Source organism: Flavobacterium sp. LK-23 (assembly GCF_058135255.1).
This window is the reverse complement of the sequence record NZ_JBYUVT010000006.1, coordinates 225,072-240,120: the sequence shown is the minus strand read 5'-3', so window position 1 is coordinate 240,120 and position 15,049 is coordinate 225,072. Positions and strand designations below refer to the sequence as shown.

The window sequence follows — 15,049 nt, the reverse complement described above, 5'->3', positions numbered from 1 at the left end:
TTATGCTATGAGGTATTAATCCAAATTTCTCTGGGCTATCCCTCTGTGAAAGGCAGATTGCATACGCGTTACGCACCCGTGCGCCGGTCTCAAAATCCGAAGACTTCTACCCCTCGACTTGCATGTGTTAAGCCTGCCGCTAGCGTTCATCCTGAGCCAGGATCAAACTCTTCATCGTATATTTTAATATTATATAATCGATGCTTTTCCTATCGGTTCTTTTCGAATCTTCCGATTCTACTGCTCTTATTCTTTTTGTTTTAAGATCTCTCTTAAAACGGCTGTCAATTCAATATGTCTACGAACGTGTCTTCTTTTTGTGTTTCGCCTGTGTTTCAAAGCGGGTGCAAAACTAAAACTTCTTTTTGTTTCCTGCAAGAAAAATTTAAAGTTTTTTTGAGATTTTTTCAATCCCGTTTTCTTTAATTTCCCTCCCAGTATCTCAATGAACTTTCCGTGTTTTGCGGGGTGCAAATGTAGAAAGCATTTTCAAATCTCGCAAGCTTTTTCGAATCTTTTTTTTGAAAATTTCTTTTCGCCTGATTCTCCTTTCCTGCCAGTATTTCGATGAACGCCTTCGCTGTTGCGGGTGCAAAAGTAGAACCTTTATTTACATTTACAACACTTTCTTTTACATTTTTCCCATCTTTTTTTGCTTTATTTCTTAACTCACTCATAACAGCATGTTTACATTTTAAACTTTTTTAAATACTTGTGAGGTTTTTCTGCACATCTTCATTATTTTGGCATTTTCCGCCAGTTTCGGCATTCCCTTTTTATGGAGTTTTCAGCCTTTAAGCCCGTTTTTTGAAGAGATTCCATATTTTCAAAAGGCGCTCTCTTCCCTTTTTTATCCCGAAAAGGCGCTCGGACGCCAAGTTTTTCCTTCTCTTACTTCCAAAAACCGCTCTTCCCCCCCTTTAAGCTGCCTCTGAAAACCGGCGCCCTAGCCCCGATAGAAGCGGAAATCCTTTTTATGGCGGGGTTCGCCATGAAAAGATTGAAGCGGATAGCGGGATCAGGCTCCCAATAAATTCTAAATTCCAATTTTTTAAAATTCCAAATGCCGCCACTAAAAGGGCTTCGACTTCGCTCAGCCTGACAACCTAGATTTTCTCATTATATATATGTATAAACAATAAACCCGACTGGTTTTGAAAAACTGTCGGGTTAGATATTGTGCTTTACTTTTTACTTAGTCGAAACGGATTGCTTTTACAGGTGATATTTTTGTTATTATATAAGAAGGTATTAATAGCACCAAGAAACAAACACCAACCGTAAGGAGGTTTAACAATAGTATATACATCCAATTTAGATAAACTGGTGCTTGATTTACATAATAGTTTTCTGGATTGAGCTTAATTATGCCGAATTGCTGCTGTATTAACAGAATTGAAATTCCAATCAAATTTCCCCAGAATAGTCCACGTAGAATTAGATAAAAGGCATTATATAAAAATATCTTACGTACTGACCAGTTATTTGCACCCATAGATTTTAAAATTCCAATCATTTGAGTTCTTTCTAAAATGAGAACCAGCAATGCCACAACCATATTAATTGTTGCAACGAGAATCATGACCCCTAAAATGATTACTATATTAAAATCAAAGAGCTTAAGCCAGTCAAAAATATAACTGTATTTTTCTACAATGGTTTGTGTATCTAGATTAGACGAGGTTTTTTCGTAAATTTTATTTCCTGTGGATTTAATTTCATTAAAATCCTTTACAAAAACCTCAAATGCTCCAACTTGACTCTCGCTCCACTTATTGATTCTTTGAATATGGCGGATATCTCCGATAATATATGTTGCATCAAAATCTTGGAATCCGGAATTAAATATTCCGACAATCTTAAATCTACGGCTATTTGGAAGTTTCCCTTGCTCTTCCTTTATAAAAAAAGTATTGAATTGGTCTCCAATTTTTAAATTTAAACGATCTGCAAGAAATCTTGAAATAATAACATCTTCATTCAATGCTTTTGCAAAATCTGGAAGTTTACCATCAACAATATATTCTTTAATATTATTCCAATCGTAATCTTCTCCTACGCCTTTAAATATAATTCCTTCAAAAGCATTTTCTGTTCTAATTATTCCAGCTTTACTTGCCACTGCTTGGATATGGCTAACTTCTGGAACCGATTTAAAATTAGGATAAAAATCTTGTTCTTTTGAAATTGGAACTGTTGTAACTTCTGAATTGTTATTGTCATAATTAGAAATTATGATTTGGCCATTAAAAGCAGAAACTTTATCGCGAATTTTCTTTTGCAAGCCTATTCCTGTGGCCACAGAAACCATCATCATGATTATTCCGATTGCAATTGCAGAAATCGCAATTTTTATAATGGGCGCCGAGATACTGCTTTTATAATCTTTTGCAGTAATAAGTCTTTTGGCTATGAAATATTCTAAATTCAAATTATGAGTTTTCTTTATGTTGTTTAATTATTTCCTTTCTCAAAAATACATCTTAAAAAAGGAAATCAATACATTCTTAGAAACAATTGCCTGTATATTCAATCATAACGGCAGCTTCTTTTTCATTTCCTCGACGATGTTGAATGCTGCTGGACAAATTTCGACGTTTTTCAAAGTTAAATTAGAAATCTGATAAAATTTGTTTCGATCTGTATGAGGAAACTCTCTACAGGCTTTCGGACGAACATCATAAATCATACAATAATTTTCATTATCTAAAAATGTACATGGAACGCTTTGCAAAACATAATCTTTGTCTTCATCAATTCGCAAGTACTGATCAATAAATTGCTGAGGCTTTTGTCTAAAGTGTTTAGAAATTCGTTCTATATCTGCCAAAGTAAACAATGGCCCAGTCGTTTTACAGCAATTCGCACACTTCAAGCAATCCGTTCTTTTAAATTCGGCATCATGCAAATCTTGCATAATGTAATCTAAATTCTTTTGCGGTTTCTTTTTAAGCTTATCGAAATACTTTTTATTCTCGTTATGCTTATCTTTGGCTAACTTACTTAAATTATTTAAAATCTGTTTCAAGTTTAGTATTTAAAGTTGATTTGCAAAATTAAACAACTTTGAACTTGAAACCTTAAACTTTGAACTAAAACAATGAAAGATCTTTTTGGGAAAGCAATATTTGATTTTTACACCAAAAATTCGCCTGAAGACATTATTACTGAAACTTCTATTTCTGAAGAAGATGAAATGAGTGTCGAATATCTTTTCCGCTCTTATAACGAAATGCCGAAAATTGAACAAAAGGCTTTGCAATTGGCAAAAGGAAAAATATTGGATGTAGGGTGCGGAGCTGGAAGTCATGCTTTATCCCTGCAAAATGAACGCAATTTAAATGTAACCGCTATTGATATTTCTGAAAAAGCAATTGAGACTTGCCGTCTTCGAGGAATAAAAAACGCTAAAGTTGAAAACATTCTCGATTTTGATGGAGAAAAATTCGATACAATTTTACTTCTAATGAACGGAACAGGGATTTTTGGCCAGTTAAAAAACTGCAATTCCTATTTAACTAAACTAAAATCTCTTTTAAATCCTGGCGGACAAATTTTAATTGACAGCTCGGATATCATTTATATGTTTGATGAGGATGAAGATGGTGGAAAATGGATTCCGTCTGAAAATGATTATTATGGAGAGCTCGTTTTTAATATTAGCTATAAAGGAGAAAAAGAAGAACCTTTTGATTGGTTGTATTTGGATTATAACACGCTTCAAAATGCAGCGATTGCTAATGATTTAAATTGTGAACTTGTTCTAGAGGGCGAGCATTATGATTATTTAGCTAGACTTACCATTTAAAAACAAACCATAAAAAACCTATGAAAGAACTAGATTTAGAGAAATTAAAATATCCTATCGGAAAATTTATTGCTCCAGAAATTGAAACTCTTCCAGAAAGATTAGCAAAAGAAACGATTCATTTAACAGATGAACAATTAGACACGCCCTATCGTCCTGACGGATGGACCGTGAGACAAGTCATTCATCATTGCGCCGAAAGCCATATGAATTGTTTTATCAGAATTAAATGGACATTAACAGAGAACAATCCAGTTATCAAAGCTTACGACGAAGTTCTTTGGTCTGAATTAAATGATAGCTTAACAATGCCTATTCAGCCAACTTTGGAATTATTGAAAGGACTTCATTTCAGACTAGGCTATCTTATGAAAAATTTATCTGAATCTGATTTAGAAAAAACATTTATACATCCTTCAGATAATTCGGAAAACAAACTCAAAAAAATTATCGGAATGTATGCCTGGCATGGAAACCATCATCTTGCACACATTACTGCCTTGAAAAATTATAAAAACTGGAAATAATGAGTTGTTTACTTTTTACACAAACTGTATACTTGTATAAAACAAAAAACCTCTTCTACTGAAGAGATTTTTTGTTTTATGGAATATTAAGATACTTATGTGTCTGTAATGAAACTCTCCATTTTGGATTGCTCATTACATAATCAACAATAAGTGGAGTCATTTCTTCTTTTTTGCTCCATTCTGGCTGAAGGAATAAAATTGCATTATCGTTTACTAATTCTGCTTGCTCTTCTGCAAAAATAAAATCGTGTTTATTATAAATAATAACTTTTAACTCATGAGCATTATCATACACGGTTTGCGTTGGCAGTTTGTTCTTTTTTGGCGAAAGACAAATCCAATCCCAAGTTCCTGATAACGGAAAAGCTCCAGAAGTTTCGATATGCACTTTTAAATTCTTTTCTTTTAATCGTTTTGTTAAAAATGTCATATCCCAAGATAAAGGCTCTCCACCAGTCACTACAACTGTATCAGCATATTTTGCAGCATTTTCAACAATTAAATCCACACTTGTTGGCGGATGAAGTTCGGCGTTCCAGCTTTCTTTCACGTCACACCAATGACATCCTACATCGCATCCACCAATTCTAATAAAATAAGCAGCTCGTCCTGTATGTGAACCTTCTCCTTGGATGGTATAAAATTCTTCCATCAAAGGAAGCATTGCTCCTTTATTTACTTCTAATTGTATTTCTTTTGGTAACATTTTAATATTTTAAGAGTGCAAAGATAGTCAATAATATACGGAACAAAAAAACCGATAGTTTTTTGAACTATCGGTTTTTATATTCTCTTTAAATTTTCTAATTATTTTAAAGCTTTTATAGATTGTGTAGCATATGAATTTGCAGGATCTAAAACTAAAGTTTTATTAAAATACTCAATAGCTTTAGATTTGTCTGTATTAGCATAAGCTGCACCAATACCATTGTAAGCTTCAATAAATTTCTTAGTTACAGCTGGCTTAGCCACTTCTTCTGCACCTTTTGCTGAAATTTTAGTAACGTATTCTTCGTAGTTTTTAATGATTAAATCATCTTTATCTAATAAAGAATTAATTCTTGCTTTGTACAAGTATGCTTCATCATAGCTAGGAGCAGTTACTAAAATTTTATCAAAAGCTGCATCAGCTTTCCCTAAAGCAGCAGTATCACGGCTTTCTTTTGGTTTACTAGCATTACCATAGTATAAAGAAATTCCATAATAAACGCTATCATCTAAGTAATTTTTAGACTCAGAATTACCTGCTCCAAGTTCAAAAATAGCAGCAGCTTGTGCATATTGTTTTTTACCAAATAACTCTTTTCCGAAATCAGCGAATTCTTCTACTACTAAAGGCTCTAATTCAACTGCTTTTTTGATATCAGCTAAACCTGCATCAAAAGCTGCTTGATCTACTGTACCATCAGCTGCAGTTCCTTTTTTAATTTTAGCTAGACCTAAATAGTAGTAATCTCTACCGATAACTTTGTTCCCTGGAGCTTTGATATAATCTTCAATAGATTTAATAGCTACATCAACATTTCCATTTTCGTAAGCAGCATAGCCTAAATATCTGTAGATTCTAGGATTTACTTTATCCTGAGCAATCATTTTGTTTGCAACAGTCTCTAATTGTTTGTAATCTTTAACCAAGATTAAGAAATCTGCATGACGCATTTTAGAATCAAGAGAGTAATCTGTCAAACTTAAGTACTTCTCATAGTTTGTAATTGCATTTTGCAAGTTAACTTTGGCAGTAGAAGGTTTGTTTCTTGCCCATTTGTAGTATGTTTCAGCAAGCTCTCTGTAAACTGGTCCGTAATTAGCATCTAACGCGATAACTTCATTAAAAGATTTAATTGCTTCATCGTAAGATTTAGCACCTTTTAATAAAACTCCTAATTGCATTTTCGCTCTTAATAAAGTATTATCAGCTGTAAAAGCATCACGATATGCTTTGTAAGCATCGTTTTGGTTGTTTGCTCCGTAGTAAGCATCTCCAATTGCCAAAAGTGCTTGTGCATTTTGAGGATCTACTAATAAAGCTCTTTTCAAGATGTCAGTAGCACTTTTATAATCTGGATTCTCAGAATTCATATAAGCTCTAGCAATGTAAATAAATTCATTTACATCTTTTTTCTTCATGTCTTTGGTTGCTAAAGTAAAATTAGCTTGAGCAGCAGCAGTATTCTTTGCATCAAGATCTAATTGTCCTAAACCAATGTAGCTTAAATTTTTCTTATCTGAAGCTTGCAATCCATTATTGTAATAGATTTTTGCAGAATCGACAACTGATTGATTTAAATAAACATTTCCTAAAACAAAATTTGCTTCTCCATCTGAAGGTTTAGTTTTGATAATTGATTTAAGGATCGTTTTTGCTTTATCAAATTGTTCAGCATCAATTGCCTTCTTCGCTTGGTTGATATCTTGCGCACTTGCCGCGGTAGCCGAAGCAACTAATGCAAGACTTAAAATTTTAAATTTATTCATCTTTATTGTAATTAATTTATTCTTTATCTTTTATAATTTCATTTCTAATTTTTAGCTTTCGTCCTGGAGTTTTGTATGGTAACAGTCCCGATTTTAAAACTATTCTTTGGCCGATGTCACCTGCTATGAATGAAGCAAACCCCATTCCTAGTCCAGAATAACCTTGACAATTGATAATAAACAAATCACGTGCCAAAGGATATTTTCCAATTTCCAAGTCATTTTGAGTTGGACTATAATATTCATTACTATCCAAACCTTTAACATACAGGACATTAATTTTATTAATAGTCTCTGTCATATCAGGAGTTGGCTGATAAAACCAATTAATACCAATAACACCAATCATTCCTTCATTTTCTGAAACAAATTTGATTACCTCATTATTTGTTTTAAATGAGAAAACTCCCGATTTAGGTATTTCATTCACTTTTGCTAATTCTTTCATGTAACGAACCGTACTTGAATTAGGATTATCGAAAACAAGGCCTTTAATTTTGCCATCTGTTTTGCCCTGCATGAAATCAATCACAGTTTTCAACGCGATTAATGTATCATTATTGCTTTTGCTTGAAATAAAAGCAATAGCGTCATGAGCAAAAGGAGTTACTCTTGGATTAATTTTACTTTTGTCAAAACGAGCTTTTTCTTCTACAGTTAGATCGCGAGTTGTAATTGCGACCTTAGCCTTTTGATTTAACAAATCATTAATTACTTCAGCTTCTGATTCTGGTTTTACCTTAATTTTTGCATCATAGTAAGTACCTTCAAAAACAGCAACCTGATCGTCCACAATTTGTTTTACTGTTTCGTCAACCGCAAGATCAAGAGATCCTTTCAAAATGGTCTCTTTTTCAGTTTCATTCTTGCTTTTTTGGTTGCACATGGCAAACAAAAAGACAAAAACAACCAAACCTAAAGGCTTACTATATTTCAACATAATTATTATTCTTTTGAATTAATTAATCTTAAAAATCTTATTGCAGAATACACAATTAGTAATCCACCAAAAGCATATCTGTATTTTGGTTCCATGTTAAGCGGGAGTTTTTCCCAAAACATAATCATTAAACCGAGCACAAGATAAATTAAAAAAAACAGTATTCCTAAAACAAGAAGAAATCGCTCTTTGAGCGATTTCTTCTGAATATTATTAAGCATATCTTTTAACATTATTCTGCAGATTGAATAGTAATAGGAAGAGAGTATAATACCCTAACTTTTTTACCATTTTGCTCGCCGGGAGTCCATTTTGGACATTTCTTAAGAACACGAATTGCTTCTGCTCCTGTACCATAACCGATATCTCTTAAAACTTTAATATCTGTTAATGACCCGTCTTTTTCAACTACAAACGTAACGTAAACTTTACCTTTTAAGCCTTCTTCTTCTGGAGTTTTGTAGTTGTTTCCTACGAATTTGTAGAATTTCTCAATACCTCCTGGGAAGTCTGGTTTTACTTCGATACCAGCTGTGTTATATACAGTGTTATCTTCTTGTACCACCTCTGCTACTGGTCCTTTTCCAACTGGCTCATCAACAGTTAAAACTGCATCTGGATCTCCTTTGATAGTCTCAGCACCAACTTTTTTGTCTTTTAACTCAACAATTTTTGGTGGGTCTTCAGTTACTTCTTCCGCTTTTGCAACCACAGGTTTAACGAATTTAACCTGATCCACTTTTGGTGGTGGTGGCGGTGGCGGTGGCATGTTAGGCTTAATTTCCTCTTTTTTAGGAGGTAATTTTACCGCAGCCATCTTAACCTCTTTTACCTCTTCTTCTTCTGTTGAGTCTGGCAACAAACTCGCGATAAGAGGAGCAGCAATAGCAGCGCTAAAGATAAGAGAACCAATAACAAGTGCTTTCACAGTTGTTTTTCCGTTTGATTTTCTCAGCTCGTATGCTCCATATATCTTATTACGTCCTTCGAATACGATATCAAGCCACTGATTTTTTATAATATCTAATTTCATACTTCTTGATTTTTAAGTCGATAAAACTAAGATCTCTCTTATTTTTTATCTATCACTTTTGCTTCTTCTGGTGTAAACTCAGGAACAATTGCATACGTCTCAACTCCAGTGATAGCCATTTCGTCCAAAATATCAACCAAATTACGGTAATTTGATTTTTTAGTTGGTTTAATGATCACAATGATTCCGTTTTTAGGTTTCCCTAAAGCTGCAGAATATGCTAAAACATTTTTCTTTTGTTTCAACAATTCTCTACGGATACCATCTTTACCATATGCAATATCTTTTGGCCCCACTTTTGGTGTCGCCAATAACCCCATATAGTAAACCATTTTATTATCGCCACCTAACATTACTGTCATAGTACGATTCTCGTCTACTTTGGTATCCTCAGTTTTCTTAGTTGGATCATCATCTTTATTTGGCAATGACAAATCCATCGATTGAGGTTTTGACAACGAAGTAGTTAACATAAAGAATGTGATCAATAAGAATGCCAAATCCACCATCGCTGTTAAATCGACTTTCGAATTCTGCTTTTTACTTCTTACTTTACCACCTTTACCACCACCGCCGTCGCCGGTATTTAATTCAGCCATCTTAGTGTATATTTTTTAATTAAAAGTCTCTTCCTCTCTTACCAGTAACTAAGTTAAAGGAATTGATTTTCTGATCTTGCAAAATATCCATAATTTTTCTAATTCTTGGATATTCTTCTTTAGCATCTCCTTTAATCGCAATCTGCAATTCTTTGTCATCCAAATCAATTGTAGCTCTTCTAGAAATTAGAAGCCATTCTTTTAATTGATTATCTAATGAGTCCAAAGGAATTCCAGGCTGGTTTGCTTTGGTTCTGTCAGCCGCTTTCATATCAATGATTTGCTTCAAACCTGTAATTGGCACACCAAAATCATCCATAAGAGCAAATTTGGTTTTATCTTCTTCTGAAAATTCAATACCATATTTTGCACCCATTCCTTCAAGAGTTCTTTTACGAACTTCTCTTCCTTTGATGTCAAAAAATACTTTCCCTTTTCCTATTGTAATAATAGCCAAATCAGTATCTGGCAGTTTACTTATTGCAACAGAAGCAGGCATATCCACAGGCAATGCCTCAGGCACTTTAGCAGTAGCGGTCAAAATAAAGAACGTTAGCAAAAGGAACGCTACATCACACATCGCAGTCATATCTGTCGATGTAGACTTTTTTTTCATTTTTATTTTAGCCATTATCTTTTATTTTATTTTTTTGATATAAAATCAAAAATTAATTATTGTCTTAAACTTCCTCTGAATTTTCTGTAAGTATTCACGATTGTAGTACCAGCCTCATCGATAGAGTAAGTTAAATCGTCAATTTTAGCAGTAAAGAAGTTGTAAGAAACAATTGCTAAGATAGAAGTAGAGATACCTGTAGCAGTGTTGATAAGTGCTTCAGAGATACCTGTTGCAAGAGCAGCTTGGTCAGGAGTACCAGCAGAAGCTAACGCACCAAACGCTTTAATCATACCAGATACAGTTCCTAATAATCCTCCTAATGTACCTAAAGATACTAAAGTAGAGATAATAGTCATGTTTTTCTCTAACATTGGCATTTCTAATGAAGTTGCCTCTTCAATTTCTTTGTGGATTACTTCAGAAGCTTCCTCACTGTTGAATCCTTCTTTTTTAACATCTTGGTATTTTACCAAAGCAGATTTAATTGCGTTTGCAACTGAACCTTGTTGTTTATCGCAAGAAGCGATAGCAGCTTCGATGTTTCCTTCTTTAATACTTCCTTGAACACTTTTCATGAATTTGTCAAGGTTAGTTTTTCCAGCAGCTTTACCAATAACAATAAATCTTTCGATAGAAAAAACAACAACCATTAAAAACATACCTAATAATACTGGTACGATGAAACCTCCTTTATATACTTGTCCTAATGTATTGATTGGATGTCCTGTTTCTGGATTACCTCCTTCGAAGTTAGCAGAATCCCCCATGATTACTTTCCAAATAAACACCCCTACTAAGATACACGCTACAATAATGATTCCTGTGATCATTCCTCCGCCATTTGAAGTGCTTTCTTTTTTAACTTTAACGTTTGCCATTTTTTTTAATTTTAATAGTTTTAAATAATTTTTATTTTTTAGTTATATTTAACTTGTAGAGGAGCAAATTTATACGTTTAGTTTAAATAAAAAAACTTTTTTTAATTTAATTGACCGAAATTTAACTTCGATTTAAAAAATATCTCATTAAATTGGCGGCGTCATTTTTTAAATAAAACAAAAAAAAGGACGATAATTAGAAAAATTACAACGTTTTAGTAAATATTCAAAGATTCCTTTGATATCTTCTTAAAAAGCTGCGAATTTTTTTTTTATTAATTTTTCAATCAAAAAAAGCTTTTTCTTACTAAAAAAAACCATATAAAAAGTATCCAAAAACAAAGCAATACTCATATAACAATCTAAATTACAAATAAAAACATGAATAAAAAAGAGAATTTTATTGCAGATATAAATACGGGGTATTCTTCAAAGGGAGACAGCATCATACTTGGAGGCGCAATGCTTGATGGTGAGCCAATTGCGGAAGCACATGTCAAAATTCCGCTGAAAACTTTAAATCGCCACGGATTAATTGCTGGTGCAACTGGAACTGGAAAAACCAAAACAATACAGGTTTTTTCGGAGCAACTTTCTAATGCTGGAATTCCTGTATTAATGATGGACATTAAAGGAGATTTTAGCGGTATAGCCAAAGAAGGTAAAGAAGAGGGTTTTATTACAGAACGCCATGCTAAAATAAATGTACCTTATAATGTAGCTGCATTTCCTGTTGAATTAATGTCTTTGTCGAAACAGAATGGAGTTCGTCTTCGTGCTACAGTTTCTGAATTTGGCCCTGTACTGTTTTCTCGAATTTTAGACCTAAATGATACACAGGCTGGAGTTGTAGCGGTTATCTTCAAATATTGCGATGATAATCAAATGCCTTTATTGGATTTAAAGGACATCAAAAAAGTAATTAATTATATTACTGAGGAAGGTAAAGATGAAATTGCTGCTAGTTATGGTAAGATCTCAACTGCCACAACAGGAACCATTCTTCGAAAAATTATAGAACTAGAGCAGCAAGGCGGTGATTTGTTTTTTGGAGAATTGTCTTTTGAAACCGATGATTTAATGCGAATTGATGAAAACGGAAAAGGCTACGTTAATATCATCCGCTTGACGGATATTCAAGATAAGCCTAAATTATTCTCGACTTTCATGTTAAGTCTTTTGGCTGAAATTTATCAGAAAATGCCCGAAAAAGGAGATGCAGACCAACCAGAATTAGTGATCTTTATTGACGAAGCGCATTTAATTTTTAATGAGGCGAGTAAAGCGCTATTAGAGCAAATCGAAACAATCGTAAAATTAATTCGTTCTAAAGGTGTTGGAATTTATTTTGTAACCCAAAACCCAATGGATGTTCCGAGCGGTGTTTTAGCTCAGTTAGGTTTAAAGATTCAACATGCCCTGAGAGCTTTTACAGCAAACGATCGCCAGGCGATTAAAAAAACAGCCGACAACTACCCTACTTCTCCTTATTATAAGACTGATGAATTGTTAACGAGTTTAGGAATTGGAGAAGCTTTAGTTACGGCGCTTAACGAAAAAGGTATTCCAACTCCGCTTGTTGCGACCATGATGCGCGCACCAATGAGCCGAATGGATGTTTTATCGCAATCTGAAATTGATGAAATAAACGGCAAATCGAAACTAGTTAAGAAATACGCCGAAGAAATTGATCGCGAAAGTGCTTTTGAAATTTTAAACAAAAAACTGGCAGAAGCGACAGAAGCTGCAGCACAACAAGAAGCGCAAGCTCCTACCAAATCTTCAAAAACAGGACCAAGCACTACAGAAGTTGTTACAAAGTCTGTTTTGAAAGTCGTAACTAGCGCTACTTTTATAAGAGGTGTGTTTGGAGTTTTGACTAAAATCTTTAAAAAATAAAAGGACTTAACCAACCTAAAATATAAAACCCGACAAATTCTTGAAAATCTGTCGGGTTTATTATTATGCGTAAAGATTATATTTACTTATATAAATAGGTATAAAAACTTAAGCCTGCTCTAATAATGCTAAAATCTTGTTTTCAACTTCTGGGCTGTTCCAGATGTTTTCTATATTTTCCATTCGAAGAACCTCTTCCATAATTCCATTTTGATAATCTCCGATTGCCAAAGCTTCAGCATACGGGCGATCACTAAAAGTAACGCGGCTATAAAGCGGAATCCATTTGTCTGGATGTTTGTCTGAAAAGACTTTTTCTATTTTCTTTTGCAGTAGGAACTTTTCATCTGCTGTTTTGGTACTCATTTCTAAGAAATTTCGATATGAAAGTTCTGCAATGGCATCTGCATTTGGTTTTCTTGAGATCTGATATTCTGAAAATATTTTTTTCCAATCGTCTTGGTACTTTTCAATCATTTCGCTCAAAACGGTGATATCTTCAAACCCAGCATTCATTCCTTGTCCGTAAAATGGAACTATGGCATGGCAAGCGTCACCAATTAAGGCAATTTTATTTTCGTAAGTCCACGGAAAACATTTCATGGTAACCAAAGTACTGGTTGGATTTTTAAAGAAATCATTTGCCAATTCTGGAATTACTTCAATCGAGTCTGGGAAATTTTTCTCAAAGAAATCTTCTACCATTTTACGGTCTATCAATGATTCAAATGAGTTTTCGCCCTCAAAAGGCATAAACAAAGTACAAGTAAAACTTCCATCAAGATTTGGAAGTGCAATTAACATGTACTCGCCTCTTGGCCAAATATGAAATGAGTTTTTATCTAATTTATGTGTTCCGTCTGGATTTGCTGGAATATTTAGTTCTTTATATCCCATATTCAAAAATTCCTGAGAATAATTGAACATGCTCTGGCGCTGCATTCTGTGACGGATTCTAGAAAAGGCACCATCGGCACCAAAAACCATATCGAACTTTCTTTCTTCCCACTCGCCTCTTTCGCTTTCGCCAATATGAAGTGTAGCATCGTTCAACGTAACGTCCCAAACTTTCTGTTCAAAATGAAATTCAGCTCCAGCTTCTTCGGCAAGATCGATCATTTTTCTGTTTAGTTTTCCTCTTGAAATAGAATATATCGATTCTCCTTCTTGACCGTAATTCTGAAAATTTAGTTTGTCTACCAAGTGAATGGCACGTTTATCCATCGGAATTGCAATTTCTCGAACCGAATCGCCAACACCAACTGCATCCAAAGCTTTCCAGCCACGGTTGGACATTGCTAAATTAATAGAACGTCCAGAAAAATTTATTTTTCGGATATCTGGACTACGGTCATAGACATGAACAGAGTGACCAGCTTTTTTAAGATAAATTGCCAGTAACGATCCTACAAGTCCAGAACCAACAACAGCAATTTTTAAAGATGTTTGCATCGAGGGAAAATCTAATATTGGGTCGTAAAAATAACTAATAATTGTACATGAGCCTTAAAATAAATGAACAAATTGTTTGTAAATAGTGATTCACAAAGATTATCTTGTTTTTTGATGTTTTAAAAATATAACAAATTGTTATTTTATTTGATTCATTCACAGAAATTAAACAACTGATTTCGCTTTCGGTTTTATTCATTCCATAAAAAACAAAATTCATGAACAGCGAAATTATCCAATCGGAGATTATTTTAGAAAACGAGAAAGTGCTTTTGATTCCTTTTGAAAACGAAAGAAATATAGAACTCAAAGAAATCATATTTGACGATGAAATCTGGAAATATATGGGAATGTATGTTAGAAACGATCAAGATTTCGAAAACTATATAAAAAGTACATTAAAACAGAAAGCAGATGGCATTTGTTATCCTTTTTTAATAATTGACAAAGCGACTAACAAAGTTGCAGGAAGTACACGTTACGGTTACTTAAATCACGCTAGTCAAAAATGTGAGATTGGCTGGACTTGGTACGGAAAAGCATTTCAAGGAACAGGATTAAATCAAGCTTGTAAATTTGAATTGCTAAATTTTGGTTTCGAACAAATTCAATTTAGAAGAATACAATTCAGCGCCGATCTTGAAAATATCAGATCGCAAAAAGCAATTGAAAAACTAGGCGCTGTAAAAGAAGGCGTTTTTAGAAATAATTATGTGGATTCTGAGGGAAAAAGTAAAGATGACGTTTATTTTAGTATTATTTCTGAAGAATGGGAAAATACTAAAGAAGAGTATTTTTTACAATTTATTTAAAACT

At 33.7% G+C, this 15,049-nt stretch carries 16 protein-coding genes and 1 rRNA gene; 4 read left to right on the top strand and 13 right to left on the bottom strand.

All coding sequences use genetic code 11. The features are described from left to right. The 4 genes from AC3Y25_RS12225 to AC3Y25_RS12210 form a co-directional block, all read right to left on the bottom strand. Positions 1-178: ribosomal RNA gene (locus AC3Y25_RS12225) — 16S ribosomal RNA — on the bottom strand; the annotation flags it as partial. 244 nt (positions 179-422) lie between these two features. After that, positions 423-677: a hypothetical protein gene (locus AC3Y25_RS12220; protein WP_489902927.1), complete on the bottom strand. Its 255-nt coding sequence runs from the start codon at positions 675-677 to the stop codon at positions 423-425. Between the two features lie 518 nt (positions 678-1,195). Continuing rightward, positions 1,196-2,431 (bottom strand): ABC transporter permease, encoded by a 1,236-nt coding sequence (locus AC3Y25_RS12215; protein ID WP_489902926.1) that lies wholly within the window; start codon positions 2,429-2,431, stop codon positions 1,196-1,198. A 102-nt stretch (positions 2,432-2,533) separates the two neighbouring features. Next, positions 2,534-3,028: a YkgJ family cysteine cluster protein gene (locus AC3Y25_RS12210; RefSeq protein ID WP_489902925.1), complete on the bottom strand. Its 495-nt coding sequence runs from the start codon at positions 3,026-3,028 to the stop codon at positions 2,534-2,536. A gap of 72 nt (positions 3,029-3,100) precedes the next feature. Here AC3Y25_RS12210 and AC3Y25_RS12205 point away from each other — a divergent pair, with 72 nt between their 5' ends. Together AC3Y25_RS12205 and AC3Y25_RS12200 are read left to right on the top strand one after the other, a co-directional pair. Beyond that, positions 3,101-3,808 carry a class I SAM-dependent methyltransferase gene (locus AC3Y25_RS12205; protein WP_489902924.1) on the top strand — a complete coding sequence of 236 codons (708 nt, stop codon included), beginning with the start codon at positions 3,101-3,103 and terminating at the stop codon, positions 3,806-3,808. Positions 3,809-3,828: 20 nt separating this feature from the next. Further along, complete coding sequence (locus tag AC3Y25_RS12200; RefSeq protein WP_489902923.1) at positions 3,829-4,335, top strand: YfiT family bacillithiol transferase; 507 nt, start codon at positions 3,829-3,831, stop codon at positions 4,333-4,335. Positions 4,336-4,411: 76 nt separating this feature from the next. On the opposite strand, the gene AC3Y25_RS12195 is transcribed toward AC3Y25_RS12200, so the two are convergent. The 8 genes from AC3Y25_RS12195 to AC3Y25_RS12160 all read right to left on the bottom strand — a co-directional run bounded on the left by AC3Y25_RS12195 (position 4,412) and on the right by AC3Y25_RS12160 (position 10,882). Beyond that, positions 4,412-5,044, bottom strand: a complete 633-nt coding sequence (locus AC3Y25_RS12195; protein WP_095928216.1) for a 7-carboxy-7-deazaguanine synthase QueE — start codon at positions 5,042-5,044, stop codon at positions 4,412-4,414. 101 nt (positions 5,045-5,145) lie between these two features. After that, complete coding sequence (locus tag AC3Y25_RS12190; RefSeq protein WP_489902922.1) at positions 5,146-6,813, bottom strand: tetratricopeptide repeat protein; 1,668 nt, start codon at positions 6,811-6,813, stop codon at positions 5,146-5,148. A gap of 16 nt (positions 6,814-6,829) precedes the next feature. Beyond that, a complete protein-coding gene (locus tag AC3Y25_RS12185; RefSeq protein ID WP_489902921.1) occupies positions 6,830-7,753 on the bottom strand; it encodes a PstS family phosphate ABC transporter substrate-binding protein in 924 nt (307 codons plus the stop codon). 5 nt (positions 7,754-7,758) lie between these two features. Further along, complete coding sequence (locus tag AC3Y25_RS12180) at positions 7,759-7,986, bottom strand: hypothetical protein (protein WP_095928219.1); 228 nt, start codon at positions 7,984-7,986, stop codon at positions 7,759-7,761. Beyond that, positions 7,986-8,786, bottom strand: a complete 801-nt coding sequence (locus AC3Y25_RS12175; protein ID WP_250835047.1) for an energy transducer TonB — start codon at positions 8,784-8,786, stop codon at positions 7,986-7,988. Before AC3Y25_RS12175 ends, AC3Y25_RS12180 begins: the two co-directional genes overlap by 1 nt. A gap of 38 nt (positions 8,787-8,824) precedes the next feature. Then, positions 8,825-9,385: an ExbD/TolR family protein gene (locus AC3Y25_RS12170; protein WP_250835046.1), complete on the bottom strand. Its 561-nt coding sequence runs from the start codon at positions 9,383-9,385 to the stop codon at positions 8,825-8,827. Positions 9,386-9,404: 19 nt separating this feature from the next. After that, complete coding sequence (locus tag AC3Y25_RS12165; protein WP_095928222.1) at positions 9,405-10,016, bottom strand: ExbD/TolR family protein; 612 nt, start codon at positions 10,014-10,016, stop codon at positions 9,405-9,407. A 41-nt stretch (positions 10,017-10,057) separates the two neighbouring features. Continuing rightward, a complete protein-coding gene (locus AC3Y25_RS12160; protein WP_008464979.1) occupies positions 10,058-10,882 on the bottom strand; it encodes a MotA/TolQ/ExbB proton channel family protein in 825 nt (274 codons plus the stop codon). A gap of 381 nt (positions 10,883-11,263) precedes the next feature. Here AC3Y25_RS12160 and AC3Y25_RS12155 point away from each other — a divergent pair, with 381 nt between their 5' ends. Next, positions 11,264-12,781: a helicase HerA-like domain-containing protein gene (locus tag AC3Y25_RS12155; protein ID WP_489902920.1), complete on the top strand. Its 1,518-nt coding sequence runs from the start codon at positions 11,264-11,266 to the stop codon at positions 12,779-12,781. A 108-nt stretch (positions 12,782-12,889) separates the two neighbouring features. Here AC3Y25_RS12155 and AC3Y25_RS12150 read toward each other — a convergent pair whose 3' ends face one another. Then, positions 12,890-14,233: an FAD-dependent oxidoreductase gene (locus AC3Y25_RS12150; RefSeq protein WP_095928224.1), complete on the bottom strand. Its 1,344-nt coding sequence runs from the start codon at positions 14,231-14,233 to the stop codon at positions 12,890-12,892. 218 nt (positions 14,234-14,451) lie between these two features. Here AC3Y25_RS12150 and AC3Y25_RS12145 point away from each other — a divergent pair, with 218 nt between their 5' ends. Continuing rightward, the gene (locus AC3Y25_RS12145; RefSeq protein WP_489902919.1) at positions 14,452-15,045 is read left to right on the top strand and encodes a GNAT family N-acetyltransferase; all 594 of its coding nucleotides are present in this window, start codon (positions 14,452-14,454) and stop codon (positions 15,043-15,045) included. Positions 15,046-15,049: the final 4 nt, after the last annotated feature.

Excerpts from the sequence above, each read along its gene's own strand:
- AC3Y25_RS12220 (WP_489902927.1), bottom strand. The coding sequence starts at position 677 with ATGAGTGAGTTAAGAAATAAAGCAAAAAAAGATGGGAAAAATGTAAAA.
- AC3Y25_RS12205 (WP_489902924.1), top strand. The coding sequence starts at position 3,101 with ATGAAAGATCTTTTTGGGAAAGCAATATTTGATTTTTACACCAAAAAT.
- AC3Y25_RS12200 (WP_489902923.1), top strand. The coding sequence starts at position 3,829 with ATGAAAGAACTAGATTTAGAGAAATTAAAATATCCTATCGGAAAATTT.
- AC3Y25_RS12195 (WP_095928216.1), bottom strand. The coding sequence starts at position 5,044 with ATGTTACCAAAAGAAATACAATTAGAAGTAAATAAAGGAGCAATGCTT.
- AC3Y25_RS12190 (WP_489902922.1), bottom strand. The coding sequence starts at position 6,813 with ATGAATAAATTTAAAATTTTAAGTCTTGCATTAGTTGCTTCGGCTACC.
- AC3Y25_RS12185 (WP_489902921.1), bottom strand. The coding sequence starts at position 7,753 with ATGTTGAAATATAGTAAGCCTTTAGGTTTGGTTGTTTTTGTCTTTTTG.
- AC3Y25_RS12180 (WP_095928219.1), bottom strand. The coding sequence starts at position 7,986 with ATGTTAAAAGATATGCTTAATAATATTCAGAAGAAATCGCTCAAAGAG.
- AC3Y25_RS12175 (WP_250835047.1), bottom strand. The coding sequence starts at position 8,786 with ATGAAATTAGATATTATAAAAAATCAGTGGCTTGATATCGTATTCGAA.
- AC3Y25_RS12170 (WP_250835046.1), bottom strand. The coding sequence starts at position 9,385 with ATGGCTGAATTAAATACCGGCGACGGCGGTGGTGGTAAAGGTGGTAAA.
- AC3Y25_RS12165 (WP_095928222.1), bottom strand. The coding sequence starts at position 10,016 with ATGGCTAAAATAAAAATGAAAAAAAAGTCTACATCGACAGATATGACT.
- AC3Y25_RS12160 (WP_008464979.1), bottom strand. The coding sequence starts at position 10,882 with ATGGCAAACGTTAAAGTTAAAAAAGAAAGCACTTCAAATGGCGGAGGA.
- AC3Y25_RS12155 (WP_489902920.1), top strand. The coding sequence starts at position 11,264 with ATGAATAAAAAAGAGAATTTTATTGCAGATATAAATACGGGGTATTCT.
- AC3Y25_RS12150 (WP_095928224.1), bottom strand. The coding sequence starts at position 14,233 with ATGCAAACATCTTTAAAAATTGCTGTTGTTGGTTCTGGACTTGTAGGA.
- AC3Y25_RS12145 (WP_489902919.1), top strand. The coding sequence starts at position 14,452 with ATGAACAGCGAAATTATCCAATCGGAGATTATTTTAGAAAACGAGAAA.